The 25,313-nt window shown below is 76.6% G+C and carries 20 protein-coding genes; 12 read left to right on the top strand and 8 right to left on the bottom strand.

Translation table 11 applies throughout. The features are described 5' to 3' along the window. Positions 1 to 359 precede the first annotated feature (359 nt). Together EJA20_RS00195 and EJA20_RS00190 are read left to right on the top strand one after the other, a co-directional pair. A complete protein-coding gene (locus tag EJA20_RS00195) occupies positions 360 to 2,483 on the top strand; it encodes a bifunctional metallophosphatase/5'-nucleotidase (RefSeq protein ID WP_129336162.1) in 2,124 nt (707 codons plus the stop codon). A gap of 62 nt (positions 2,484 to 2,545) precedes the next feature. Beyond that, complete coding sequence (locus EJA20_RS00190; RefSeq protein WP_129336161.1) at positions 2,546 to 4,678, top strand: SpoIIE family protein phosphatase; 2,133 nt, start codon at positions 2,546 to 2,548, stop codon at positions 4,676 to 4,678. A gap of 58 nt (positions 4,679 to 4,736) precedes the next feature. Here EJA20_RS00190 and EJA20_RS00185 read toward each other — a convergent pair whose 3' ends face one another. Beyond that, positions 4,737 to 6,245, bottom strand: a complete 1,509-nt coding sequence (locus EJA20_RS00185) for an apiosidase-like domain-containing protein (protein ID WP_164983774.1) — start codon at positions 6,243 to 6,245, stop codon at positions 4,737 to 4,739. Between the two features lie 118 nt (positions 6,246 to 6,363). Next, the gene (locus EJA20_RS00180; RefSeq protein WP_129336159.1) at positions 6,364 to 8,319 is read right to left on the bottom strand and encodes an apiosidase-like domain-containing protein; all 1,956 of its coding nucleotides are present in this window, start codon (positions 8,317 to 8,319) and stop codon (positions 6,364 to 6,366) included. A gap of 299 nt (positions 8,320 to 8,618) precedes the next feature. Here EJA20_RS00180 and EJA20_RS00175 point away from each other — a divergent pair, with 299 nt between their 5' ends. Together EJA20_RS00175 and EJA20_RS00170 are read left to right on the top strand one after the other, a co-directional pair. Then, on the top strand, positions 8,619 to 9,707 hold the full coding sequence (locus EJA20_RS00175; RefSeq protein WP_240674817.1) for an alpha-hydroxy acid oxidase: 1,089 nt from the start codon (positions 8,619 to 8,621) through the stop codon (positions 9,705 to 9,707). Further along, positions 9,704 to 10,855: a glycosyltransferase family 2 protein gene (locus EJA20_RS00170; protein WP_129336158.1), complete on the top strand. Its 1,152-nt coding sequence runs from the start codon at positions 9,704 to 9,706 to the stop codon at positions 10,853 to 10,855. Before EJA20_RS00175 ends, EJA20_RS00170 begins: the two co-directional genes overlap by 4 nt. Before the next feature lie 261 nt (positions 10,856 to 11,116). Here EJA20_RS00170 and EJA20_RS00165 read toward each other — a convergent pair whose 3' ends face one another. From EJA20_RS00165 to EJA20_RS00155, 3 genes are read right to left on the bottom strand one after another with little or no spacing between them, the layout of a single operon-like run. Beyond that, complete coding sequence (locus EJA20_RS00165) at positions 11,117 to 12,403, bottom strand: NAD(P)H-dependent oxidoreductase (protein WP_129336157.1); 1,287 nt, start codon at positions 12,401 to 12,403, stop codon at positions 11,117 to 11,119. Continuing rightward, a complete protein-coding gene (gene rfbC / locus EJA20_RS00160; RefSeq protein WP_129336156.1) occupies positions 12,400 to 12,972 on the bottom strand; it encodes a dTDP-4-dehydrorhamnose 3,5-epimerase in 573 nt (190 codons plus the stop codon). The genes EJA20_RS00165 and rfbC overlap by 4 nt, the downstream gene beginning before the upstream one ends. Continuing rightward, entirely contained in the window at positions 12,972 to 13,994 is a 1,023-nt protein-coding gene (locus EJA20_RS00155) for an NAD-dependent epimerase/dehydratase family protein (protein WP_129336155.1), read from the bottom strand. The genes rfbC and EJA20_RS00155 overlap by 1 nt, the downstream gene beginning before the upstream one ends. Before the next feature lie 243 nt (positions 13,995 to 14,237). Here EJA20_RS00155 and EJA20_RS00150 point away from each other — a divergent pair, with 243 nt between their 5' ends. From EJA20_RS00150 to EJA20_RS00130, 5 genes are all read left to right on the top strand, one after another. Beyond that, entirely contained in the window at positions 14,238 to 15,065 is an 828-nt protein-coding gene (locus EJA20_RS00150; protein ID WP_129336154.1) for a glucose-1-phosphate cytidylyltransferase, read from the top strand. 264 nt (positions 15,066 to 15,329) lie between these two features. Then, the gene (locus tag EJA20_RS00145; protein WP_129336153.1) at positions 15,330 to 15,959 is read left to right on the top strand and encodes a serine O-acetyltransferase; all 630 of its coding nucleotides are present in this window, start codon (positions 15,330 to 15,332) and stop codon (positions 15,957 to 15,959) included. Next, the gene (locus EJA20_RS00140) at positions 15,956 to 17,896 is read left to right on the top strand and encodes an HAD-IIIC family phosphatase (RefSeq protein ID WP_164983773.1); all 1,941 of its coding nucleotides are present in this window, start codon (positions 15,956 to 15,958) and stop codon (positions 17,894 to 17,896) included. Before EJA20_RS00145 ends, EJA20_RS00140 begins: the two co-directional genes overlap by 4 nt. Before the next feature lie 109 nt (positions 17,897 to 18,005). Then, a complete protein-coding gene (locus EJA20_RS00135; RefSeq protein ID WP_129336151.1) occupies positions 18,006 to 18,242 on the top strand; it encodes an acyl carrier protein in 237 nt (78 codons plus the stop codon). A gap of 13 nt (positions 18,243 to 18,255) precedes the next feature. Beyond that, complete coding sequence (locus tag EJA20_RS00130; protein ID WP_129336150.1) at positions 18,256 to 18,777, top strand: metallophosphoesterase family protein; 522 nt, start codon at positions 18,256 to 18,258, stop codon at positions 18,775 to 18,777. 54 nt (positions 18,778 to 18,831) lie between these two features. Here the strand turns inward: EJA20_RS00130 and EJA20_RS00125 are convergent, their stop codons facing one another. From EJA20_RS00125 to EJA20_RS00115, 3 genes are all read right to left on the bottom strand, one after another. After that, positions 18,832 to 19,911, bottom strand: coding sequence for a LacI family DNA-binding transcriptional regulator (locus EJA20_RS00125; protein WP_129336149.1), 1,080 nt, complete (start codon positions 19,909 to 19,911; stop codon positions 18,832 to 18,834). 10 nt (positions 19,912 to 19,921) lie between these two features. Beyond that, positions 19,922 to 20,998 carry a ketopantoate reductase family protein gene (locus tag EJA20_RS00120; protein WP_129336148.1) on the bottom strand — a complete coding sequence of 359 codons (1,077 nt, stop codon included), beginning with the start codon at positions 20,996 to 20,998 and terminating at the stop codon, positions 19,922 to 19,924. Positions 20,999 to 21,311: 313 nt separating this feature from the next. Next, entirely contained in the window at positions 21,312 to 21,566 is a 255-nt protein-coding gene (locus EJA20_RS00115; protein ID WP_129336147.1) for a hypothetical protein, read from the bottom strand. A 147-nt stretch (positions 21,567 to 21,713) separates the two neighbouring features. Here EJA20_RS00115 and EJA20_RS00110 point away from each other — a divergent pair, with 147 nt between their 5' ends. From EJA20_RS00110 to EJA20_RS00100, 3 genes are all read left to right on the top strand, one after another. Further along, the gene (locus EJA20_RS00110) at positions 21,714 to 23,486 is read left to right on the top strand and encodes a DUF885 domain-containing protein (RefSeq protein ID WP_129336146.1); all 1,773 of its coding nucleotides are present in this window, start codon (positions 21,714 to 21,716) and stop codon (positions 23,484 to 23,486) included. An 82-nt stretch (positions 23,487 to 23,568) separates the two neighbouring features. Beyond that, positions 23,569 to 24,360 carry an aldo/keto reductase gene (locus tag EJA20_RS00105; RefSeq protein WP_129336145.1) on the top strand — a complete coding sequence of 264 codons (792 nt, stop codon included), beginning with the start codon at positions 23,569 to 23,571 and terminating at the stop codon, positions 24,358 to 24,360. A 45-nt stretch (positions 24,361 to 24,405) separates the two neighbouring features. After that, positions 24,406 to 25,308, top strand: a complete 903-nt coding sequence (locus EJA20_RS00100) for an aminoglycoside phosphotransferase family protein (protein WP_129336144.1) — start codon at positions 24,406 to 24,408, stop codon at positions 25,306 to 25,308. The last annotated feature ends 5 nt before the right edge of the window (positions 25,309 to 25,313 follow it).

The raw sequence follows: 25,313 nt of genomic DNA, 5'->3' as shown, positions 1-25,313 counted from the left end.
GTGCGGTCAGCGCACGACGCGCTGGCGCAACCAGAGCGCGGCCCCCGCGAGGTGCCAGCTGACCGTCGTGGAGCCGGCGAGCACGAGGACGAAGCCGAGCAGGTGCAGTTCGGTCACGGGAGGCCTCTCGTCGAGGGGGCTGTCGCGGCGTCACGGTAGACGGGCGGGATGGCCCCGGGGCTACCCCCGTCTCATCGGCTCCTCAGCGCGGACGGTTGAGGTGCCTGCCGCCGCCGGTACCCCGGGCGGCCGGGAGAAGAGTGCGTGAACAGCCGCCGTCGGCGTCACCCGTCCGGCGTACCCGCCGGTACGGTGTGCGCGCATCCGGGTGACACCGGACCGACCGACCCGGGAGACCCATGCCCTCGCGCCGCCGCCTGCTCGTCCTGCCCGCCGCCCTCGGCGCCCTGGCCCTCGGGGCCCCGGCCCACGCGGCGCCCGGCGACGAGGGGATCGACCTCACGCTGCTCGCCACCACCGACGTCCACGGGCACGTCCTGGACTGGGACTACTTCGCCGACGGGCCCTACGAGGGCGAGGACGCCCTCGGGCTGGCCCGGGTCGGCACCGTCGTCGACGAGGTGCGCGCGGAGAAGGGTGCGGAGTCCGTGCTCGTCGTGGACAACGGCGACGCGATCCAGGGCACGCCCCTGACGTACCTGTACGGGCTGGGCGAGGAGGCCCCCGGGGTCCTCGCGGGCACCACGACGCACCCCACGGCGCGCGCCTTCAACAGCATCGGCTACGACGCGCAGGTCGTCGGGAACCACGAGTTCAACTACGACCTGCCGCTGCTGCAGGCGTACGCGGCGCAGCTGGACGCGCCCCTCCTCGCCGGCAACGCCGTCGACGTGCAGACGGGCGACCCGTTCGACCTGCTGCCCGACGACGGGGAGGCGCAGCGTCCCTACACGCTCGTCGAGCGGACGGTCGACGGGCGCACGGTCACCGTGGGGGTCCTCGGGCTCGTGACCCCCGGCGTCCGGGTCTGGGACAAGGCGTTCGTCGAGGACGAGATCGTGTTCGAGGACATGGTCGCCTCCGCGCAACGCTGGGTGCCGGAGGTCGCGGCGCAGGCGGACGTCGTCGTCGTCCTGGCGCACACCGGCGACGGCACGGTGCCGGACGCCGGCTACGACCCGAGCGCGCTGCACGAGGACGTCGCGGGCAACATCGCCCGTCTCGTCCCGGGCGTCGACGTGGTCGTCGCCGGCCACAGCCACCAGGACCGCCCCGCGACGGTCTACGACGCCGCCGACGGCGGCAAGGTGCTCGTCACGCAGCCGGACTACTGGGCCCGCGGCGTCACGGAGACCACCCTGCACCTCGTCGAGGGGGCGGACGGCGGCCTCGAGGTGGACTGGACGGGGCAGGCACCGACCGTGGAGCCGCACTACGCGCGCGACGTGGCCGCCGAGGACCCGGACGTCGTCGCCGCGGTCGCGGACCAGCACGCCGCGACCGTCGACTACGTGAACACGGAGATCGCCACCTCGGCGACCGCGCTGCCGGCCGCCACCTCGCGCTACGAGGACACGCCGATCATCGACTTCATCAACGACACCCAGGCGCGCACCGTCGAGGCCGCGCTGGAGGGGACCGCCTGGGCCGACGTGCCGGTGGTCTCCCAGGCGTCGCCGTTCTCGCGCACCGCGGTCTTCCCGCAGGGCGCGGTGACGATCCGCGACATGGCGGGCCTGTACATCTACGAGAACACCCTGCGCGGCGTCGAGCTCACGGGCGCGCAGCTGCGGGACTACCTCGAGTGGTCGGCGCGGTACTTCGTGCAGACGGCCGAGGGCGCGACCTTCGACCCCGCGACGGGCACGAACGCCGTGACGCCCGACCGCCCCACGGGCATCCCCGACTACAACTTCGACGCCCTGTCCGGCGTGGACTACACGATCGACGTCTCCGAGCCCGCCGGGTCGCGGGTGCTCGGGCTCGCCCACCCCGACGGGACCCCGGTCGCCCCGGAGGACCGCTTCGTGCTCGCGGTCAACAACTACCGCGCCAGCGGCGGCGGTGGCTTCCCGCACGTCGCGTCGGCGCCGGTCGTCTACGACGAGCTGCTCGAGATCCGCCAGCTCCTCATCGACCGCGCCACGGCCGACGGCGTCATCGACCCGACCGCGTTCAGCGACACGAACTGGACGCTGACGACGACGACCCCGGCGGCTCCCGCGCCGACGCCCACCCCGACGCCCACCCCGACGCCCACCCCGACGCCGACCCCGATCGCGGACCCGAGCCCGACATCCGTGCCCACCCCGGCGCCCGTCGGCGACCCGACCGCGCACCCCACGGCCGCGCCGACGACGACGAGCGCCCCGGGGGTCACGGCGGGGGGCCCGCGCCGCACCGGGACGGCGGCCCTGGCCGCCACGGGCACGGACGCCGCCGACCTGGGGCTCCTCGCCCTCGTCGTCCTCGCGGCCGGTGGCGCCCTCGTCGGGCTCGCCCGCCGGCGCGCCACCCGATGAGGGGACACCCCCACGGGTAGCAGCGGTGGCGGCGCCGGCGGCGTCCAGGTGAGGATGTGCCCGTGACGGTCGAGCAGCGCGCGCGAGCCGGCGCGCTGACCTCCTCGCTCGAGCTCGCCCTCGTGACCGGGGACGCCCCGGCCGCCGTGCTGCTCGTCGACCTGCGCAGCCGCCGCGTCGTCTACACGAACCCGGTGGCGGACCAGCTCGCCCCCGGCGCCCGCCTGCCGGTCGCCCTCGACGCGTGGTCGGACCTGGCGGACCTGCGCGACCTCGACGGCGCCGAGCTGTCGGAGACGGACCACCCGCTGTCGAAGGTGGCGCGGTCCGTGCCGGTCGTGGGCGAGGCGGTCTCGGCGGCGCGGGGGAGCGCCATGGGCCGTCAGCGGCTGCCGCTGTGGGTCGTCGCGCTGCCGATGGCCGACGCCCCGATGCTCGAGGGGCACGCGCTCGTCGTCTTCCTGCCGCTCAGCCGGCGCGAGGCCGCCCAGGCCGCGCTCGACGCCGCGCAGGCGAGCGCCCAGCTGCGCGACCGCGCGGTCGTCGCCACGGGGCTGTCCTTCACCGTGGCGGACGCGCAGGACGAGGACGTCCCGCTCGTCTGGGTCAACCCGGCGTTCGAGGCGACCACGGGGTACGCCGCGGAGGAGGTGCTGGGCCGCAACTGCCGCTTCCTCCAGGGCCCGGCCACGGACCCGCAGGCGCGGGCGGCGCTGCGGCGGGCGATCGAGGCGGAGGAGGACGCCACCGTGACGATCCTCAACTACCGCAAGGACGGGACGGCCTTCTGGAACCAGGTGTCCATGAGCCCGATCCACGGGCCGGACGGGGAGCTGACCCACTTCGTCGGCATCCAGGCGGACGTGACGGCCCGCGTGGCCGCGGACGCGGAGCGCGACCGCGCGCTGGAGGCGGAGCGCCGGGCACGCGTGGCCGCCGAGCGCGCCCAGCAGCGGCTGGACCTCCTCGTCGAGGCGACGAGCGAGCTCACGGGCAGCCTCGACGTCGACGAGTGCCGGCGGCGCCTCACCCGGCTGCTCGTCCCGCGCCTCGCCGACTGGGCGGTGCTCGTGACGACGGACGACCGCGGCGGGGTCGCGGAGACCGCCGCCCTGCACCGCGACCCGGGCCGCACCCCCGACCTCGAGCGCTGGGTCGAGGGGGTTCGCGAGACGCTCGTCCCGGGACCCGTCGTGCCGCTGCTCCTCGGGGAGGCGCACGCGCGCCGGATCAGCGACTTCGACGACCCGCGCCACCTGGACGAGCGCCGCACGTGGGTCCGGGACCCCGACGTGCTGCCCACCGGCGACGGCCTGGGCCGGTCCTCCGTCCTGCTCGTCGCCGTGCCGGGGCGCGAGCGCATCACGGACCTGCTCGTGCTCGTGCGCGGCCCGGAGAGCCCCCGGCACACCGACGAGGACCTCGAGGTCGCGGTCGACCTCGCCCGGCGGGCGGGGATCATCCTCGACAACGCCCGGCTCTTCCGGGCGCAGCACCGGATCGCGGAGACGCTGCAGCACAGCCTCCTGCCGGAGCTGCCCGTGCTCGACCGCGTCGCCGCCGCCGCGCGCTACCGCGCCAGCGAGACCGGCGCGCAGGTCGGCGGCGACTTCTACGAGCTCATCGACCTGCCCGACGGCTCGCTCGGCGTCGCCATCGGGGACGTCGTGGGGCACGACGTGCTGGCCGCCGCGCGGATGGGCCACCTGCGCGGGCTGCTGCGCGCCGCCGCCTGGGGGGCGGGCACGGGCTCCACCGGCGACGTCCTCGAGCGGGTCGACCAGCTCATGAGCGGCCTCGGCCTGACGACGATGGCCACGCTCGCGTACGGCCGGCTCGACCCCGCGGACGACGGCGGCTGGACGCTCACCTACTCCAGCGCGGGCCACCCCCCGTTCCTCCTGCGCGACCCGTCGGGGCGGGTCGAGGCGCTCGACGACGCGCAGGACCTGCTGCTCGGGGTCCAGCCCCGGTCGCGCCGCACCGCCCGCCACCACCTCGCCCCCGGGTCCCTGCTCCTGGCCTACACGGACGGGCTCGTGGAGCGGCGCGGGGAGCACCTCGAGCGCGGCCTGGAGCGGCTCGCCGCGGCCCTGGCGGAGGGTCCCGACGACCCCGACGGCCTGTGCGACCACGTGCTGGGCGCGCTCGGCGGCGACGGGGACGACATCGCGGTCCTCGCCGTCCGGGTCTGACCGGCACGGGCGCGCCGGGGCCGGGCGTGCCGGCACCCGCCCGGACGGGACGGCCGGGTCAGGCGCTCTCGACGAGGAGCACCGCGTCGTCGAGGTCCTCCGGCGGCTCGAGATCCAGGGTGCCCTCGGCGTCCACGGTGTCGACCACGTCCGCGGCCCCGTCGTCCGGGTCGATCCACGTGAGCGTGACGCGCCGGCCCCCGACGGCGTCGAGGGCGACCTCCACGGGGCGGGCCTCGGGGAGGTAGAGCCAGGCGCGGCGGCCGTCGCCGGAGCGGGCCGCGACGACGCGCCCGTCGCCCTCCCCGGGGTCGGAGACGAGCACGTCGTCGGCGGGGCGCAGCGGCAGGGAGCCCGCGACCGCGTCGGCCAGGACGGTCAGGTCGGCCGCCGAGGGGGCGGCGAGCGCGTCCTGCCAGCGGCCCGACGCGTCCGAGTCCGCCCCGTGCCCGGGGTCGAGGTCCCAGACGTCCTCGTGGCCGTACGCATACCCCGCGCCGCCGAGCACCGCCCACCACGCCTGAGCCCGCAGCCGGCGCTCGCCGAGCTCGGGGGCCCGCTCGCGGCCGTCGTAGTAGGCCTCCGTGAGCACGACGGGCACGCCCTGGCCGCTGCTGCCGGCCACGGCCTCCCAGGTGAGCGCGTCCCCGTACGCCGACGCGAACGTGTGCCAGTCGCGGCCGGCGAAGAACTCCAGGCTGCTCACCGTGCGACGGGCGTGGTAGCTCATGAGGTGCGGGACGGCCTCGGCCTCCGCGATCGCCTCCGCCATGGCGTCCGTCGCGTCGCGCACGTCGCGCACCCGGTCGGCCCGGTCCCCGTCGACCTTGTCCACGTCGTCGACCGGGTCGTTGTCGCCGCCGAGCAGCCAGAGGAGGTTGCGGTGGCCGCCGAGGCGCTCGCCGAGGAACGTGCCGTAGGCCGCGGCGGCCCCCTCGTCGAGCTCGCCGCGCCAGTTCTCGCCCTCGTAGCCGTACCAGGCGGGCACGAGGGCCACCTGCAGGCCGCGCTCGTCGGCCAGGCGCAGCAGGGCGTCGACGTGGTCCCAGTAGTCGTAGTCGGGGCTGCCCGGGTCGTCCGTCCGCCCGCCGACCTCGAGCGGGGCCCCGAGGTCCGTGCCCTCCAGCGGCTCGGCGCCGCCGAAGTTCGCCAGGTCGTCGGACAGGTTCCTGAACGGCAGCAGCGACACCTGGACCGTGGTGAAGCCCTGCTCCGCGCGCACGTCCAGGAGGGACGCCCACCCCTCCTGGTCCAGCCGGCTGGGCGCGAGCCACACGGTGTCGGCGAGGTAGAGGAAGGGGTCCCCGTCGGCCGTGACGAGCGAGGTCCCGTCGTCCGACGCCCGCACCGGGTAGGTGCCGGCGGCGGGGGCGGGGGCGCCGTCCCGGCTCGCGACGACGGCCGCCGTGACACCCCCGGCGAGGAGGACGGCACCGGCGGCGGCACCCAGGAGCACCCGCCGGCGCGGGCGGCGCGGGGCCGCCCCGCCGTCGACGCGGGCGCCGACGCCCTCGGCGTCCGCCCTCACGCCGTCGTCCTGGCGGTCGTCCGTGCGCCCCTGGTCCACGCGACCAGCCTGCCCCACGCCCCGGCCCGGACGCGCCGGGGCGGGGGATGATCCGGGCGTGACGCCGCGCACCCCCGGACGGGCGGCGTCCGGGGGTGCGCGGGGCGGAGGGGGCGGGTCAGCGCGCCGTCATGAGCAGCACGGCGTCGGACCAGCCCGGCCAGGACAGCGTCTTCGTGCCCTGGGCGGGCACCGTGCCGACCGTCCGCGTCGTGCCCGTCGCCGGGTCGACCCAGACGAGCTGGACCTGGCTGCCGCCGAGCGCGTCGAGGTCGACGGTCACGGAGCGGCTCGTCGGGACGTACGTGACCGCGGTGCTGCCGGCGCGGCCGGTGACGGCGGCGTCGAGGCCGTTCGTCGTGCCCGCGCCCGAGGTCAGCACCGTGCGCGAGGCCTTCACGGGCCCGAAGGGGGCCAGGATCGTGCGGATGCGGCCGATGTCGGACGCCGAGCCGTCGCGGATGCCGGTCGACCAGGCGCCGTCGACGTCCCAGACGTTCTCGTGCCCGTACGCGAAGCCCGCGCCGGACAGGACGGACCACCAGGCCTCCGCGCGGAGCTTGCGGTGGTCGAGGACGGGGGCCTTGGGCCGGTTGTCGTAGTAGGCCTCGGTCACGACGACGGGGATGCCCTTGCCGCTGCTCGCGACCGCCCACTTGTGCGTGTACTCGTTCGCGTAGGCGGAGGCGAGGGTGTGCCAGGAGCGGCCGGCGAAGTGCACGTGCGAGCTCACGGTGCGGGCGGCGTGGTAGGTCATGAGGTGCCGGACGGGCTCCGCGGCGCGGATGGCGTAGGCCATGGCGTCGGTCGCCGCCACCTTGTCGCTGCGGTCCGCGGTCGTCGAGACCTTCTCGACGTCGCCGACGGGGTTGTTGTCCCCGCCCAGCATCCAGACGATGTTGCCGTAGTGCCCGAGGCGCTGGCCGAGGAAGGTGCCGTAGACCTTCGCGTTGGTCGTGTTCACGCGCGGGCGCCAGTCCTGCCCGTCGTAGCCGTACCAGGACGGCACGAGCGTGATCGCCAGGCCGCGCGCCTGCGCCTGCTCCACGACCCACGCGATGTGGTCCCAGTAGTCGTAGTCCGGGCTGGCCGGGTTGCTCGTCCGGGCCCCGACCTCGAGGGGCCGTGCCAGGTCGTACCCGCCGACGAAGGGCAGGTCGCCGTAGGCGTTCTTCGTCGACTGCGACTGCTGCCCGAAGAAGTGCAGGACGGACATCTGCACGGCGGTGAAGCCCTGCGCCCGGCGCGTGTCGAGCAGCGTGCGCATGCCGGCCTGGTCCAGCTTCGTCGGCGCGAGCCACGGGGTGTCGGCGAGGTACGTGAACGGCGCGCCCTGGGCGTCGACGAGGGCCGTGCCGTCGGCGCTCGCGCGGACCGGGAAGGCCACGGGGCCCGTCGGCGCGGGGGTCGTCGGCGAGGGGAGCGGCGTGGGCGAGGGGCTCGGGCCCACCGTGCCGGTCGTGGGCGAGGACAGGACCGCCTCGATGGCGGAGACCGTGCTGAGGTTCGTGCGCGCCGAGAAGGCCAGGTCGAGGGTGCCGTCGGTGACGGCGACGTCCTTCGACACCGCGTAGGCGGTGCGGGGTCCCGCCGTGCGGACCAGGTCCAGGTCGGTGAAGACGGTCGTGCCCTCGGCCCGGGCGGAGAAGACCCGGGCGCCGACGGCCGTGTGGTAGTTCTCCTGCATGTGCAGGGTCACGCGGTACGTGCCGGCTGCGGGCACCTTCAGGGCGTACCCCGTCATCCCCACGCGCAGCTGGCGGTAGAGGGCGTCCTCCGTGGTCCCGGCGACGTCCCCGTCCGTCTGCGTCGATGCCCGGCCGCCGACGGCGCCGGCGTCAGCCGCCCAGGTGCGGCCCGCGGCGTCGACGAGCGCGCCGCCGCCGGCGTTGACGCGCACGGCCGACGTCGCGGCGGTGGTGGCGCTCGTGGTGACGTCCGTCGCGACGGCGTCGGTGCCCGCGGCGTCGGTGCCGGTCGCGGGGAGGGCGGCCACGGCGGCCGGGGCGGCCACCGCGCCGGTCGCGGTGAGCGCGATCCCGGTCAGCAGGGCGAGGAGCGGTCGGGTCAGCATGGGGAGTGGTTCGGCGGGTGAAATCGCCGACCTGAGCCCCGTGACGCGGGTGTGACGACGTTCACCCGGTCGGAGCAGCGCCACGCCGGTGCGGAGCAGGACGGAACGGGACAGCACGGGCGACGCTCGTCCCGCACGTGTCGTGGAGCCGTCGCGACCGCCGTCACCCGAACGGATCAGGAGCGGGTGAAATCCGGCGAATTCACCCACTTCGGACATTCCGGGTGGTTAGCGTGACGCCGAGCCGGGGCCCAGGTCCCGGCGGCCGACAGGCACCACAGGGGGAGGTGAGCGGAGCCGTGACCACCACGACACCGCGGCGGAGCATGCTGCCGGACGACCGCGAGCACGCGGCGCGGGAGCTGCTGCCGCCGGAGGTGTACTCGTACTACGCCGCCGGCTCGGGCAGCGAGACGACCGTGCACGAGGCGGCCCGCGCCTGGGCGTCCTACCGGCTGCGCCCGCGGTCGCTGCGGGACGTCGCGCACGTGTCCACGACGACGGAGCTGCTGGGCACGCCGCTGGCGTCGCCGGTCGGCGTGGCGCCCATGGCGTTCCACGGGCTCGCGCACCCCGACGCCGAGCTCGCCACCGCGGCCGGAACGGCGCGGGCCGGGTCCCTCTTCGTGCTGTCCACCCGCTGCTCGCGGCGGATCGAGGACGTCGCGGCGGTCGCCGGGCCCTGGTGGTTCCAGGTCTACGTCATGAAGGACCGCTCGCTCACGCGGGCCCTCGTCGAGCGGGCCGCCGCGGCCGGCGCGCGGGCCCTCGTCCTCACGGTCGACACGCCCTACGTCGGTGCCAAGCGGTCCGTCGGCGGCGTGCGCATCGCGGTGCCGCCGGAGCAGTTCCTCGTCAACCTCGCGGAGCACCTGCCCGAGGGCGCCGACGTGCCCGCGCTGACGGAGCAGGACCCCTCCGTCGACGCGGACGTCATCGGCTGGCTGCACGAGGTCAGCGGGCTGCCGGTGCTGGTCAAGGGCGTCCTGCGGGGCGACGAGGCCGTCCGCCTGCTCGACGCCGGTGCCGCCGGCGTCGTCGTCTCCAACCACGGGGGCCGCCAGCTCGACCGGGCGCTCCCCGCGGCGCTCGCTCTGCCCGAGGTGGTGGCCGCCGTCGGCGGCCGCGCCCCGGTCCTCGTCGACGGCGGGCTGCGGTCCGGCCTCGACGTCCTCGTCGCGCTGGCCCTCGGGGCCCGCGGCGTGCTGCTCGGCCGTCCCGCGCTCTGGGCCCTCGCGGCCGAGGGCGCCGACGGGGTCGAGGGCCTGCTCGAGCAGGTGCGCGCGGAGCTCGTGCACACCATGGCGCTCGCCGGCTCCGCCGACCTCACGTCCCTCGACCCCAGCCTGGTCGTCCCCGGCACCACCCTCCCGGAGGTCCGAGCATGAGCGCACCACTCGTCACCGTCGCCCTGCCCGTCTACAACGCCCAGGAGTTCCTCACGCCGGCGGTCGAGTCGCTGCTCGGGCAGACGATGGGGGACCTCGAGCTCGTCATCACCGACAACGCCTCGACCGACGCCACGGAGGACATGGTCCGCGCGTGGATGCGCGAGGACGACCGGATCCGCTACGACCGCGCGCCGGTCAACCGCGGGCTCGCCTGGAACTGGAACCGCGCCGTCCCGATGGCGCGGGGCCGCTACTTCAAGTGGGCCGCCGCGGACGACATGCACCTGCCCGGGTACCTCGAGGCCACGGTCGGTCTCCTCGAGGAGGACCCGACGGCCGTGCTGGCGCACTGCCGCACGATGGACGTCGACGAGAACGGCCAGTTCCTCGGCCTCGTCCCCAACGGCCTGGCGATGGACGCGGCCACGCCGCACGAGCGCTTCCACGCCCTGACGCACAAGGGCTGGCCCTGCGTGCAGATCTTCGGCCTCATGCGGCTCGACGTGCTCCGCATGACGGGGCTGCACGGCGCCTACCCGCGCTCGGACCGGGCGCTGCTCGCGGAGATGGGCCTGCACGGGCGCCTCGTCGAGGTGCCGGAGGTCCTCTTCCACCGCCGCGAGTACTCGGGCCGGACCACGCGTGCCACCGACCTGCGCACCCGCTACCCCGTCTTCACCGGCGGCCCCGTGCCCCCGGCGCCCATGCCGCACTGGGACCTGCTCGAGGGGTTCCTGGCGGGCCTGCGGCGCGCGCCGCTGCCGGCCGCCGAGCGGGCGCGCTGCCTCGCGGCGCTGTCCGACTACACGCAGGTGAGCACCCGCGGGCTGCTGCGCGAGCTGCAGCGGCGCACGTTCCACGTCGCCGGCCTCTCCGGCCGCTCGACGCCGAAGGCCCCGGCCGTCGCCTTGGCCGCGGCCCCGGCCCCGGCCGTCGTCGCGGCCCCGGTCGCGGCGGCCCCGGTCGCCGTCGTGCCGGCGCCGGCGCCGGCCTCGCCCGTCAGCGCCCCGGTGGCAGCGGTCCCGCAGGCCACGGCCCCCGCGATCAAGGTCCCGGGCCACGCGCCCGCCGGCCTCGGCGGCCCCGCCACGGCGGGTGCCGGCGTCCTGACCCCGAGCCGCTCGGAGACCGCCGGCGCCGCCTGACCGGACGGCCGCCCCTCGGGGCGGCCACCCACCGCACACGAGCAGGGCCCCCGTGCACCGCGCGGGGGCCCTGCTGTCGTGTCGGTCCCGCCCCGGCTCGGGACATCGTCACGGCTCCGGCCTCCTCCCGCCGGCGCACCGTCGCCCACGCCGGCCGGGGCTGGTCCCCTCGGACGCGGGCCGGCGGCGGGCCTCCCGACGCCACGACCCCCGCCCCGACCGGTGAGGGTCGGGACGGGGGTCGCGGTCGTGCGGGGCCGGTCAGCCGAAGAGGTCGACCTGCTCCTGCCGCAGCCGGTCGACGAGCCGGCCCGCGGGCAGCTCGACGTCGGCGTAGGTGAGCACCTCGTCCTTGCGGACGGCGCGCGTGAGCCGGCAGTCCACCGCGACGCCCTGCGGGAGCAGGTCCTCGCGGCGCGAGACGGCGTACGCCTCCGCCTGGCCGTAGGTGTCGTAGCCGCCGAGGCCGTCGAGCACGTGCCCGGCGGGCAGGTCGCGCTTGGCGGTCGTGACGACGTCGACCTGCGGGCCACCGGTCGGCGCGAGCGCGGCGTCGGCGAAGTCGACCGCCCGCACGACGCTGTTCGGCACCTCGAAGTGGCACAGGTGGTACGGCGTGTAGAAGCTGTACAGGGGCCCGGTGCCGAGCTTGTACAGGTTCAGGTAGTGCTGCTGCTTGGGGTCGCTGTGCGCCGCCAGCACGTAGACGCCGGGGCCGGGCTTGGACCCGACCACGTAGTCGACGACGCCGCCGAGCGCCCGCAGCTCCTCCACGTCGTACCGGGACGTCAGCTCGTCGACGTGACCGGCGTGGTCCCAGCCGTTCATGCCGCGCTTCGGCACGGTGAAGCCCGCCGCGTTGGCGACGATCGCCTGCTCGAAGGAGATCTTCGTGCCGTCGGCGAAGCTCGTCACCATGTAGGGGTCCTGCCCCCACTTCTCGGCGAAGCCCTGCTGGGTCGTCGGGTTCCGGTAGGGGTCCTGCAGACCCTTGATGTTGCCCGCGACGAGCGGCTCCGCACCGAGCGAGCGCACGAAGCGCAGCAGGTTCTGCTGCACGCCGGGCTGGTCGCCGTCGGCGCCCGTCAGGACGACCCCGGCCTTGCGGGCGCGGTCCGCCAGGAGCGGGCCGACGGTGCCGTCCAGCTCGGCGTTCATCGTGACGAGCGGCTTGCCGCCCTCGATGGCCGCCATCGTCAGGTGCGCGCCGAACTCCACGGCACCCGTGACGTCGACGAGGCAGTCGACGAGCCCGGAGCCGACCAGCAGCGACCAGTCCTCGGTCACCGCGGGGCGGCCGTGGGTGATCGCCGCGTCGAGGGCGGCGGGGGAGTCGACGAGGTCGACGTCGGTGACGCCGGCGTAGGCGTAGGCGTCCACGCCGCGCTGGCCCGTGCGGTTGGCGATGGCGACGAGCTCCATGCCGGGCACGCTGTTGACGATCTGGTTGGCCAGACCCTTGCCCTGGAAGCCGGCGCCGATCATGCCGACGCGCAGCGGCCGACCCTCGACCCGGCGGCGCTCGAGGGCGCTGTCGACGAGGATCACCGGGCGCCCTCCGTCGCCGGCAGCGGCACGGCCGCCTCGGGCGTGCCGAGCAGCGGCCACGAGGCGTCCTTCGGGGACGTCGAGTCCACCGGGAGGGGCCACCGCAGGCCGAGGACCGGGTCGTCGTGCCGCAGGCCGCGCTCGGCGGCCGGCGTGTAGGTGCCGCTGACCTGGTACACGACCTCCGTGTCGTCCACGAGCGTCTGGTAGCCGTGGGCGAAGAAGGGCGGCACGTACAGCGCGCGACGGTTCTCGGCCGTCAGCTCCACCGCGACGTGCTGGAGGTAGGTCGGCGACCCCTCCCGCACGTCCACGATGATGTCGACGATCGCGCCGCGGGTGCAGCGCACGAGCTTGGCCTCCGGCGCCGGGGCGACCTGGAAGTGCATGCCGCGCAGCGTGCCGGCCTTGTAGTTGAACGAGACGTTGCCCTGCTCGACGAGCGGCTCGAGGCCGGCCTCCTCGAAGGCCTTGCGGTCGAACGTGCGCGCGAAGAAGCCGCGCTCGTCCGACAGGAGGTCGAGCTCGATGACCGTGGCGCCCGCGATCGCGGTGGGGACGAGACGCATCAGGACACCCACTGCAGCTCGGCGTCGATCTGCTTCGTCGCGAGCAGGTGCTGGAGCTGCTTCAGACGCGTGTGGCCACGACCGGTGAAGGTGGCCTCGTCGAGGTCGATCGACCCGAAGACCTGCGCGAGCTGGCGGGCGCCGCTCTGGGCGTCCCAGTCGCAGGAGAAGCCCGGCAGGACCGAGTGGATCTTGTCGAAGTTCACCTTGTAGCTGCGGTTGTCCGCGCTGGGCTCGCCGAAGGAGAGCTTGCAGCCGGGGAACGCGTCGGCGACGGTCTCGGCGATCTCGCGCACCTGGTAGTTCTGCGCCTCGGAGCCGACGTTGAAGACCTGCGCGTGGACGTCCTCGCGCGGGGCGGCCAGGACGTGGCGGATCGCCTTCGCGATGTCCAGGCCGTGGACGAGCGGGCGCCACGGGGTGCCGTCCGACGTCATGGCGATCTCGCCGGTCGTGTACGCCAGGCCCGACAGGTTGTTCAGCACGATGTCGAACCGCATGCGCGGCGAGGCCCCGAAGGCCGTCGCGTTGCGCATGAAGGTCGGCGTGAAGCTGTCGTCGGCCAGCGCGGTGACGTCCCGCTCGACGAGCGCCTTGCAGACGGCGTAGGCCGTCTGGGGGTTCGTCGGCGAGGTCTCGTCGACCGTGCCGTCGGCCACGCCGTACACGGAGCACGAGGACATGTAGACGAAGCGCTCCACGCCGGCGCGCTTGGCGGTCTCGGCCACGTGCAGCGAGCCCTTGTGGTTCACCTCGTAGGTGACCTCGCCCAGGAGGTCGCCCAGCGGGTCGTTCGACAGCTCGGCCATGTGGACGACCGCGTCGAAGCCCTCGAAGTCGGCCTCCGTGGTGTCGCGGATGTCCTTCTGGACGGTCTGCACCGTCAGCGGGACGCCGTTGTAGAGCCAGCCGGCCCGGTAGTAGCCCGTGTCCAGCCCGACGACCTCGTGGCCCTCCTGGACCAGCGTCGGGGCCAGGAGGCAGCCGAGGTAACCCTCGGTGCCGGTGACCAGAATGCGCACGTCTCCCCCTCGGAGCGGTCAGCGGTGATGGCGGTATCGCCTCGGCGAGACAGTAGAGGCCGGGGAGGGGGCCCGAGGGTGGTTGACCGGGTGAGAAAACCCACGATCCGGCACAAACCGGACAGCACCTGTCCTAGCGTGCTCCCTGGCGGGCAGCGGCCCCGGACCACCGAGCGGTACGCCGGCGGGTCGGGGCAGGGGCGGCGCGCCCTGACGACGTCCACACCACGAGAGGCATCAGCCATGGCAGAACCGACGCGAGACCTCGACCCGGCCGACGTGCCGGTCGTCATCCTCTGCGGGGGCATGGGCACCCGCCTCCGCGAGGCGAGCGAGAAGCTCCCCAAGCCCCTGGTCGACATCGGCGGCAAGCCGATCCTGTGGCACATCATGAAGACGTACGAGGCCCACGGCTTCCGCAAGTTCGTCCTCTGCCTGGGCTACAAGGGCGACCTCATCAAGCGCTACTTCCTCGACATGCGCGAGCACTCCGAGGACTTCACGCTGCACGTCGGCGGCGACCACACGCCCGTGTTCCACGGCGACGCGAGCGACGTGGACTGGGAGGTCACCTTCGCGGAGACCGGCCTGCTCAGCGGCACGGGCGCCCGCGTCCGCCGCGTGGCCGACTACATCGGCGACGGCCCCTTCGCGCTCACGTACGGCGACGGCGTCGGCGACGTCGACCTCACCGCCCAGCTCAAGCAGCACAACGAGAGCGGCCTGCTCGCGACGGTCACGGGCGTGCGCCCGACCAGCCGTTTCGGCGAGATGACCGCGGACGCGACGAACACGAAGGTCACCGCCTTCCTCGAGAAGCCGCAGAGCACCACCGGCTTCGTCAGCGGCGGCTACTTCCTCTTCGAGCGCGCCTTCGTCGACAAGTACCTCGACGACGACCCCGAGCTGCTCCTGGAGCGGGCGCCCCTGCAGCAGGTGGCGCGCGACGGCCAGCTCGGCGTCTTCGCGCACGAGGGCTTCTGGGCCGGCATGGACACGTTCCGCGACTGGACCGACCTCAACGCCCTCTGGGACGCCGACAAGGCGCCCTGGAAGGTCTGGCAGGACTGACACGTCCGGCCCCGGCCGGCACCGCGCCCCCGTCGGGCGGCTCCCTGCGAGCCGCTCGGCGGGGGCGTCGTCGTCCTCGGGCCGGCCCGGCGGCACTGCCGGGCGCGGAGCAGGATCACCCGTCCGGGTGCGGGCCGTGCGGGTGACGTCGTCACCCGGACGAGCAACCCTCGGGTGGCCCGAAACTCACCCGGGCAAAACCGCCCAAATCGGACGGGCGTCGTCCTAGCATCGCCGTGTCACGAGCCGGAGGGGGGCGGGGCCATGACGACGCAGGCGGGGACGGCGGGCACGGGCGCGGCAGGACGGGTGCCGGCCGTCACGGGCGAGCAGCCCGTGCCGCGGTCGGTGGGCGAGCTCGTCGAGCTGCTCCGGGAGGACCGCCGGACGAACAGCACGGGGCCGCTGACGCCGGGGTTCCACGCGGTGGCGCTGCACCGGGTGGGGGTCTGGCTGGACGCGGGGGGCGGTGCGGCCGTCCTGCGGGGGCCGGCGCTGCGGGCGCACAAGCTGGCGTGGCTGCTCGTGCGGAACGTGTACGGCATCCAGATCCCGCGCACCGTCCGCCTCGGGCGCCGCGTGCGGGTCGCGCACCAGCACGGCATCGTCGTCCACCCCTTCGCCGCGATCGGCGACGACTGCGTGCTGCGCCAGGGCGTCTCGCTCGGCGCGGGCAGCGGGGACCGGGCGACGTTCGCCCAGCAGGCGCCGCAGGTCGGGCGGGGGGTGTCCCTGGGCGCGGGCTGCGTCGTCGTGGGGGCCGTGCGCATCGGCGACGGCGCCACGATCGGACCGAACGCGGTCGTCATGACGCACGTGCCGGCGGGGGCCACGGTGCTGGCCCAGCCGCCGCGCGTGGTCCGCGCCCGCACGACGCCGGAGGAGACCGCGTGAGCACCGACCACGGCACCACCACGACGGGCGTCGCGGCCGAGCCGCTGGCCACCGCCCTCGAGCACCAGCGCGCGGGCCGGGGCGCCGCCGCGCTCGACGTGCTGGCGCGGCTCGCGCAGGGCCGGCCCGACCTGCGGCAGACCTCCGGCGCCGACCGCCTCCTGGCCCGGCTGCGGGCGGACGGGGCGGTGGCGGGCTGGGCCCGCCGCGAGGCGACGGTGGCGGTCGTGTCGAGCCACACGAGCGGGCAGCTCGCCGCCGCCGTCCGCGTCGCGGCGCTCGCGCACGGGCTGGCGGCCACGACCGTCGAGACCGGCTACCGCACGTACGAGGCCGCGGTCGTCGACCCGGCCTCCGAGCTCTACGCGGCGGCCCCGGACGTGGTGCTGCTCGTCGTGGACGCCCGCGAGCTGCACCTGCCGGAGCTGTCGGAGGACCCCGAGGCCGACCTGGCGGCCGAGGTGGCGCGGTGGACGGGGCTGTGGCGGCCGCTCCGGGAGCGGTCGGGCGCCACGGTGGTCCAGGCGACCTTCGTGCCGGCCCCCGACGACGCGCTGGGCGACCTCGGCGCGGTCCTGCCGGGGGCCCGTCGCCGCCTCGTGCGCGAGCTCAACCTCCGCCTGGCCGACGCCGCACCCGCGGGCGTGCACCTCGTCGACGCCGAGGCGGTGGCGGCCGAGGTCGGCGCGCGGGTGTGGGCCGACAGCCGCTACTGGTTCGCCGCGAAGCACGCCGTCGGCCTCGGGGCGGTCGGCGCGCTGGCCGCTCGGCTCACGGACGTCGCCGCCGCCGCGCTGGGGCTCTCGCGCAAGGTCGTCGTGCTCGACCTCGACAACACGCTGTGGGGCGGTGTCGTCGGTGAGGACGGCCTCGGCGGCATCGCCCTCGGCGGGACGCCGGCGGGGGAGGCGTTCGTCGCCTTCCAGCACTACGTCCGCTCGTTGCGGCGCCGCGGGCTCGTGCTCGCGGTCTCGACGAAGAACAACCCCGACGAGGCGCGCCGGCCGTTCAGCGCGCACCCGGAGATGGTGCTCGGGCTCGACGACCTCGTGGCCTTCGAGGCGGGCTGGGGCACGAAGCCCGACGCCGTCCGCTCCATGGCGGCGACGCTGGGCCTGGGCCTCGAGGCGTTCGTCCTCGTCGACGACAACCCGGCCGAGCGGGAGCGGATGCGGCACGAGCTGCCGCAGGTCGGCGTCGTGGACCTGCCGCCGGACCCCAGCGGGTACGTGGCGGCCCTCGCGCGCTTCCCGGGGCTGCAGACCGTCGCCCTCACGGCCGAGGACGCCCGCCGCACGGAGCAGTACCGCGCCCGGCACGAGGCGCAGCGGCTGAGCACGTCCGCGGCCTCGCCGGAGGAGTTCCTCGCCGCGCTCGGGATGACGGCGACGGTGGAGGACCTGTCCGAGACGAACCTCGCGCGCGTGGTGCAGCTCATCGGCAAGACGAACCAGCTCAACCTCACGGGCCGGCGCCACGGCACGGCCGCCGTCGAGGCCTTCGGGGTGACGCCGGGGGCCGTCGTCTGGGCGATGCGGGTGCGGGACCGGTTCGACGACCACGGCCTCGTCGCCGCCGTCGTCGCGGTGCCCGACGGCACGACGCTCAGGCTCGACACCTTCGTGATGTCGTGCCGGGTGCTGGGCCGCACGGCGGAGCGCGCGCTCCTGGCGGCCCTCGTCGAGCACGCGGGCGAGAAGGGCTTCGCGCGGGTGCTGGCGCACTTCGTGCCCTCGGGGCGCAACGCGCCGGCGCAGCGCATCCTCCCCGAGGCCGGCTTCGTCCGGGTCGAGGGCGGGCCCGACGTCGACGCCGCGCCGCCGGCCGGCGAGCACGGGCCCGTGGAGACGTGGGAGCTCGTCGTCGGGCGGGACGCGGCCCGCGGGTCGGAGCACCTGCCCGTCCGCCGGGCGACGCAGGTCGCCGCGGTGGCGTGAGGCGGGGTGCTCCGGCACCCCGGAGAGCACGGGCGCGCCCCGCACCGGGCGCGGGTGACGAGTCAGCAGCCGGGCGGACAGGCAGCAGGACCGGGGAGAGGGAGAGCCGATGAGCACGGTGCGCGACGACGTCCACGAGGTGATCCGGGACGTGCTGCTCCAGCCGGACCTCGAGCTGGAGGACACGAGCACGGCGGGCGACGTGGAGGGCTGGGACTCCCTGGCCCACCTGTCGGTGCTGTTCTCGCTGGAGAGCCGGTTCGGCATCACCTTCAGCGACGCGGAGATGGGGTCCATCCAGGACGTGGGCGAGCTCGTGCGGATCGTCGAGCGGAAGGCGTCCTGAGGCGGGACGCGCGGTGACGCGCCTGCTGCTCCTCGCCGACACCCACGTGCCGCGACGGGCCCGTGACCTGCCGCCGCAGGTCTGGGAGGCGGTCGACGCCGCGGACCTCGTCGTCCACGCCGGCGACTGGGTGGACGTCGCGCTGCTCGACGCCCTCGCCGGGCGGGCGCCGCAGCTCCTCGCCTGCTGGGGCAACAACGACGGGCCGGACCTGCGGGCCCGGCTCCCGGAGGTGGGGCGTCGGGAGGTCGACGGCCTGCGCCTCGGGGTCGTCCACGAGACGGGCCCGGCCACGGGTCGCGAGGCCCGGTGCGCGGCGGGGTACCCCGACCTGGACGTGCTCGTCTTCGGGCACAGCCACATCCCGTGGGACACGGTCGCGCCCGGCGGGCTCCGGCTGCTCAACCCCGGCTCGCCGACCGACCGGCGGCGCCAGCCGACCTGCACCTACGTGACGGCCGTCGCGAGGGACGGCGCCCTGCACGACGTGACCCTGCACCGGCTCCCCCTCCGCGCGGCGGCACGGGCGCGCTGACGCGGCGGGGTTGACGGCAGCCGTCCCGGGGGCCCGGGGTCGCGGACGTGCCCCTCAGCCCGCAGGGGCGGAGGACTCCCGCACGACGAGGCGGAAGCCGCTGGTGACGTCCCGCGCCGGCGCCGGCACGCCGGTCTCCGCGATCCGGGCGACGAGGAGCTCGACCGCCGTCTCGGCGATCTCCTCGTGGTCCGGCGCGACGGTGCTGAGCCGGGGCACGGAGTAGGACGCCTCGAGGACGTCGTCGAAGCCGACCACCGCGACGTCCTGCGGCACGCGACGGCCGGCGTCGGCGAGGCCGCGCAGGACCCCGAGCGCGAGGGTGTCGGTCACGGCGAGCACGCCGTCGACGTCCGGTGCCGCCGCCAGGAGGGCCCGCGCGGCGGCGGCCCCGCCGGCGAGCGTCCAGTCCGGTGCCGGCACCACGAGCGCGGGGTCCACCGGGAGGCCGGCCGCGGCCAGCGCCTGCCGGTAGCCCTCGCCACGGGGGTGCCCGGCGTCGGCGTCGGCGGGCAGCGGGGTCCCGCTCGCGGCCGCGTCGTGCGGGTCGCCCGCACGGCCGGCGCCCGCCACGGCCTCCGGCGGCGCGCCCACGACGGCCACCCGCCGCCGGCCCGTGGCGAGCAGGTGCTCCACGGCCGCCCGGGCCCCGGCGACGTTCGGCATGCCGACGTGGTCCACGCGGGCGTCGAGCACGCGCTCGCCGAGCAGCACCACGGGCCCGGACAGCGGCAGGAGCCGGAGGTCCTCCGGCCGAAGCCCGACGGCGCTGACGATGACCCCGTCGTGCAGGCGCACGCGCGAGAGGGCGATGGCGTCCAGCTCGTCCTCCCGCCGGGCCCCGGTGACCTCCACGACCACGCGCAGCCCCCGCCGCCGGCCCGCGTGCACGACGCGGTCCGCCAGCTGGCCGGAGTACGGGCGGTCGAGGTCGGGCACCGCGAGGGCGATGGTGCCGGTCCGTCCGGCGCGCAGGTTCCGCGCGGCGCCGTTGACGCGGTAGCCGAGCGTCTCGACGGCGGCGAGGACGCGCTCGCGGGTCTCGGGGCGGACGGGGACCCGGGCGTTCACGACGTTCGACACCGTCATCGGCGAGACGCCGGCGGCGCGCGCGACGTCCTGGAGGGTCACCATCCGCCCGTCCTCAGCCCGCCGCGGCGGCGCGCACGTCGGCGACGGTGGCGCTGCCGGGCCCCTCGCCGCGGGCGGCGGCCCGCCCGAGGACGCGCTGCAGCGCCGCGTTGAGCGGGGCCGGCACGCCGTGGAGGCGGGCCAGCAGCACGACCTCGCCGTTGAGGTGGTCGGTCTCGACGCTGGCCGCGCCGCGCGCGAAGCTCTGGAAGGTCGACGAGCGGCCCGGCTCCCAGCCCTCGGTCCGGCGCACGCGCACGGCGCCGACGGCCCGCTCGCGCTCGGCGCCGTCCGCGACCGCCAGGCCCGCCGCGTCGAGCACCGCGCGCGCCTCCTCGACGACCTCCCGGCCGAGGGCGGCGCGCGCGTCCTCGTCACCGGCGAGGACCTCGACGCCGTTGAGCACGTTGCCGAGCAGCTTGAGCGCCTTCCACGGCGCCGCGTCCTCGACGACGTGCGCCGCGCACCCGGTGGCCACGAGCGCCGCCGCCACGTCGGCCAGGGCCGCGTGCGTCGCGGGCGGGTGCGGGCCGGCCCCGGCCGGGCCGAGCGTGAGGACCGCCGCGGGCCCGGCGGCGGCCGTGGCGACCTCGCCCGGCGCGAAGGACTGCGCGGGGACGAGGATCGAGGCCGAGAGCACGGTGGTGAACCGGCGCAGGGCGGCCCGCTCGGTGTCGAGGCCGTTCTGCAGGGTCACGACCGGCAGGTCGGCCCCGAGGCCGCCGCCTGCCACCTCTCGGTAGGCCCACGCGGTGAGCGCGTCCTCGGCCTGCTGCGCCTTCACGGTGAGGACCAGGACGTCGGAGGGCTCGAGGGCGACCTCGTCCTCGGCGGCGACGGGCACCCGTACCTCGCGCACCCCGTCGGGGTCGGCGTAGCGGACGGGCGCGGTGCGCAGGCGCTCGAGCGCCGCGCCCCGCGCGACGAGGAGCACGGGCACCCCGGCCTCGGTGGCGCGGGCCGCCAGCGTGAGCCCGACCGCGCCGGCACCGAGGACGACGAGACGCCGGGGGGTCGGTGCGGGCCCGGGCACGGGTCCCGTGCCGGTGACGGGCGCGCTCGCCGCGCCGGGGTCGGGGGTGCGGGGCATGGCGGGAGTCTGGCAGGCCCGCGCGGCGGGCGCTGGACCGTCCGGGCGGCGTGCCCGCCGTCAGTGGCGGGAGGGTCGCGTCTCGAAGGGCTCGCCGCGCTCGGCGACGACCTCGTCGTACACCGGCGTCTCACCGAGCCGGGACGGCCGCGGGCGCTGGGTCTCGGGGGCGGTGCTCATGGTGACCTCTCCTCGTGCGGTGGGGCGCGCCCCGGCGGGCGGCGCCGCGGGGCCCGTCCATCATGACCCGCGCCGCCGACCCGTGCGGCCGTGCCCGGAGGACGGACGGACGGGCCCCCTGGCTGCAGGCGCGTCAGGCCCGAGGGTGCTCGTCCTCGCCGTCACCGCCCGCGGGCAGCGCCTGCTCGAGGGCGTCCGCCTCCGCGGCGCCGTCCGGGAGCGCGTCGGGCAGGTCGTCGGCCCCCGCCTCGGGCAGCGCCGGCCGGTCCTCGGCGTCCGGCAGGTCCCCGGGACCGCCGGCGGGGGAGCCGTCCTGCTCCCGGCCCTGGTCGAGGCGGTCGGCCTCGTCGGCCTCCGGCGACCCGCCCGTGCCCATGGTCTCGCTCACGGTGGCACCTCCCCGGCGCCCGCGGCCCCTCCGCCGGCGCTGGCTCCAGCGTGGCCGGTGCGGCCCGCGGGCGCCAGGTGACGAGGCCCGGGCGGCGGCGCCGTGAGGCCGGGCGGGCGCTGCGGGGCCTGTTGTTACCGTCCGACCATGACGCAGCACGGGGTGGCGGCCGCGGGGACGGACGGCCGAGGGGGCGCGCGTCGCGCCCGCGACGTGGCGGACCGCTGGGTCGAGACGCTCGCGCGGCTGGACCCCACCGTCGCCACGGCGCTGGGGACGCGGCCCGACGAGGACGGGCTCCCGGACCTGTCGTGGCACGGCTTCGCGGCCCGGGCGGCGGCGGCCCGGGCGGCGCTGGCCGAGCTCGACGGCCTCCCCGGCGGCGGGGCCTCGTCGGAGGGGTCCACGACCGGACCCGACGACGACGACCGCCGATGCGGGACCCTCCTGCGCGAGCGGCTCGGGACGGCGCTGGCCCTGCACGAGGCCGGCGAGGACCTCGCGCACCTGCGACCCATCGGCTCGCCCGTCGGCACCCTCCAGGGCGTCTTCCTGCTCATGCCGCGCAGCACCCCCGACGAGTGGGCGGTCGTCGCCCGGCGGCTGGCGCGCGTGCCCGAGGCGGCCGCCTCCGTGCGCGCCGGCCTCGAGCACGGCCTCGCGACGGGCCACGTGAGCGCGTCGCGGCAGGCGGACGCGGTCGTCGCGCAGCTGTCGGCCTGGCTGCCGGGCGCCGGTCGGGGCGGGGCGGACGGGTCCGGCGCCGGCTGGTACGCCGACCTCGTGGCCGGGGCCGCCGGGAGCGTGCCGGAGGCCCTGCGCCGCGACCTCGAGCGCGGCGCGGCCGCCGCGACGGGTGCGGTCGCCGGCCTGCGGGACTGGCTCGCCGCGGCGTACCGCCCCGCCGTCGCGGACGTCCCGGACGGCGTCGGCGCGGAGCGGTGGGCGCTGGCGGCGCGGCAGCACCTCGGGGCGCAGGTGGACCCCCACGAGGCGCACGCCTGGGGGTGGGAGGAGCTGGCCCGCATCGAGGCGGAGATGGACGAGGAGGCGGGCCGGGTGCTGCGCCCGGGCGCCACGCCGGCGGAGGCGGCCGCGCACCTCGCGGAGCACGGCCCGGCCGTCGACGGCGAGGACGCGGTGCGCGCCTGGCTGCAGGACCTGATGGACCGCACGATCGCCGAGCTCGACGGGACGGTCGTCGACGTCCCGGCCCCCGTCCGCCGCGTGGAGGCGATGATCGCGCCCCCGGGGTCGGCGGCCGCGCCGTACTACACCCGGCCCTCGCTGGACTTCGCCCGTCCTGGCCGCACGTGGCTGCCGACGCTCGGCCGCACCCGGTTCCCGACGTGGGACCTGGTGAGCACCTGGTACCACGAGGGCGTCCCCGGCCACCACCTCCAGCTCGGGCGCTGGGCGCACCGCGCCGGGGAGCTCTCCCGCTTCCAGGTGAGCGTCGGCTCCGTGCCCGCCACCACGGAGGGCTGGGCCCTGTACGCCGAGCGCCTCATGGACGAGCTCGGCCGCCTGCGGGACGCCGGCGAGCGGCTGGGGTACCTCGACGGGCAGCGGCTGCGGGCCGTGCGGGTCGTGGTCGACACCGGCATGCACCTCGGCCTGCCGGTGCGCGGCGAGGACGGCGCACGGTGGACGGCGGGCCGCGGCCTGGCCTTCCTGGGCGAGCGGTCCGGCTCCTCGTCGGCGTTCGTGGCCAGCGAGGTCACGCGCTACCTGGGCTGGCCGGGGCAGGCGGTGGCCTACAAGCTCGGCGAGCGGGCCTGGCTCGCCGGCCGTGCGGCGGCCCGGGCGCGGCGGAGGGCGGCGGGGGAGGCCTTCGACCTGCGGGCGTGGCACTCGGCGGCGCTCGGGCTCGGCTCGCTCGGGCTGGCGGACCTCGAGCGGGAGCTGGCTGCCCTGTAGGCACCGCGCGGGGTGCGGCGGGCGGGGCACGCCGGGCGCGGTGCGGCGCGCGCGGGGCGGGGGGCGCGCGCAGGATGGCGGCATGAGCACCGACGCCGCCCCCACCTCACCGACGCTGCCCCTGCCGGGCGGCGCCATCCCCGTGCTGGGCCTGGGCACCTGGCAGGCCTCCGGCGACGGGGCCCGCTCCGCGGTCGAGACCGCGCTCGGGCTGGGCTACCGCCACGTCGACACCGCCACGGGCTACGGCAACGAGGCCGAGGTCGGGCGCGCGCTCGCCGCGGCCGGCCTGCCGCGCGAGGAGGTCTTCGTCACCACGAAGCTGCCGCCGGACCACGCCGGGCGCGAGCGGCAGACGCTCGAGGCGTCGCTGGAGGCCCTCGGCCTGGACCACCTCGACCTCTGGCTCATCCACTGGCCGCCCGGGGGCGAGGCCCGGCCCGACGTCTGGGAGAAGCTGCTCGCCGCGCGCGACGAGGGCCTCGTCCGCTCCGTCGGCGTGTCGAACTACTCGCTGGAGCAGGTCGACGCCCTCGTCGCGGCGACGGGCGAGGCGCCGGCGGTCAACCAGGTGCCCTGGAGCCCGGTCGACCACGACCCGGCGCTGCTCGACGCGCACCGCGGGCGCGGCGTCGTCCTCGAGGGGTACAGCCCGCTGAAGCGGACGGACCTCGACGCGCCGGCCCTCGTCGAGGTCGCGCGCGCGCACGACGTCACGCCCGCCCAGGTGGTGCTGCGCTGGCACGTCGAGCACGACGTCGTCGTCATCCCGAAGTCGACGGACCCGGGCCGCCTCGCGGCCAACCTCGCGGTCCTCGGGTTCTCCCTCACGCCCGATGAGGTCGCGGCGGTCGACGCGCTGGCCACGCGCTGACGGCGGCGGGGGCGGCGGAGCCGGCGAGGGGCGGCGAGGGCACGGGTGCCGCGCCTCCGGCTGCACGACGACGAGGTGCCCGTCGACGCGGGCCTCGTCGTCCGACTCCTGGCGGGGCAGGTGCCCGACCTGCTCGTCGGTGCGGGCGGGGCGGACGCGGTCGTCGAGATCGTGCCGGCCGGCACCGTGAACGCCGTGTTCGCCCTCGGGGACGCGCTCGTCGTCCGGCTGCCCCTGCGGGCGGCGGGCGCCGACGACCTCGCCCGGGAGCGGGCCCTGCTCCCGCGTCTGGCCGGCCGCCTGCCGGTCGCGGTCCCGCGGGTCGTGGCCGTCGGCGCGCCGGGCGAGGGCTACCCCTTCGCGTGGTCCGTCCAGGAGCGGGTGCCCGGCCGGCCGCCGGAGCCCGCGGAGGGCGACGACGAGGCGCTCGCGCAGGACCTCGTCGCCGTCGTCCGCGCGCTGCGCGACCTGGGGCTGCCCGACGGGCCCACCGCCTTCCGCGGCCGGCGGCTCGACGCCTACGACGCGGCCGTCCGCACCGCGCTCGGGCAGCTCGGCGCCGTCGTCGACGTCCCGGCGCTGACCTCGCGGTGGGACGCGGCCCTGGTGGTGCCGCCGGCGCGCGCGCCGGGCACCTGGGTGCACGCCGACCTGCTGCCGGGCAACCTCCTCGTCGCGGACGGCCGCCTCACGGGCGTCCTGGACTGGGCGGCCGCGGGCCTGGGGGACCCGGCCGTCGACCTCCTGCCGGCGTGGTCCCTGCTGGGCCCGGGCGGCCGGGCCGTGCTGCGGCGCGACCTCAGGGTCGACGAACCCACCTGGGAGCGCGGGCGCGGGTGGGCGCTCCTCGTCGGTGCGGTCGCGCTGCCGTACTACGCGACGACGCACCCGTCGTTCGCGGCCGTGGCGCGGCGGATGCTCGCGACGGTGCTCGAGGACGGCGCGTGAGCCGG

It is taken from the genome of Cellulomonas endophytica, from assembly GCF_004123805.1.
Taxonomy (GTDB): Bacteria; Actinomycetota; Actinomycetes; order Actinomycetales; family Cellulomonadaceae; genus Cellulomonas; species Cellulomonas endophytica.
Note: the sequence above shows the minus strand (reverse complement) of the source record. Positions and strands in the feature narration are given on the sequence as shown.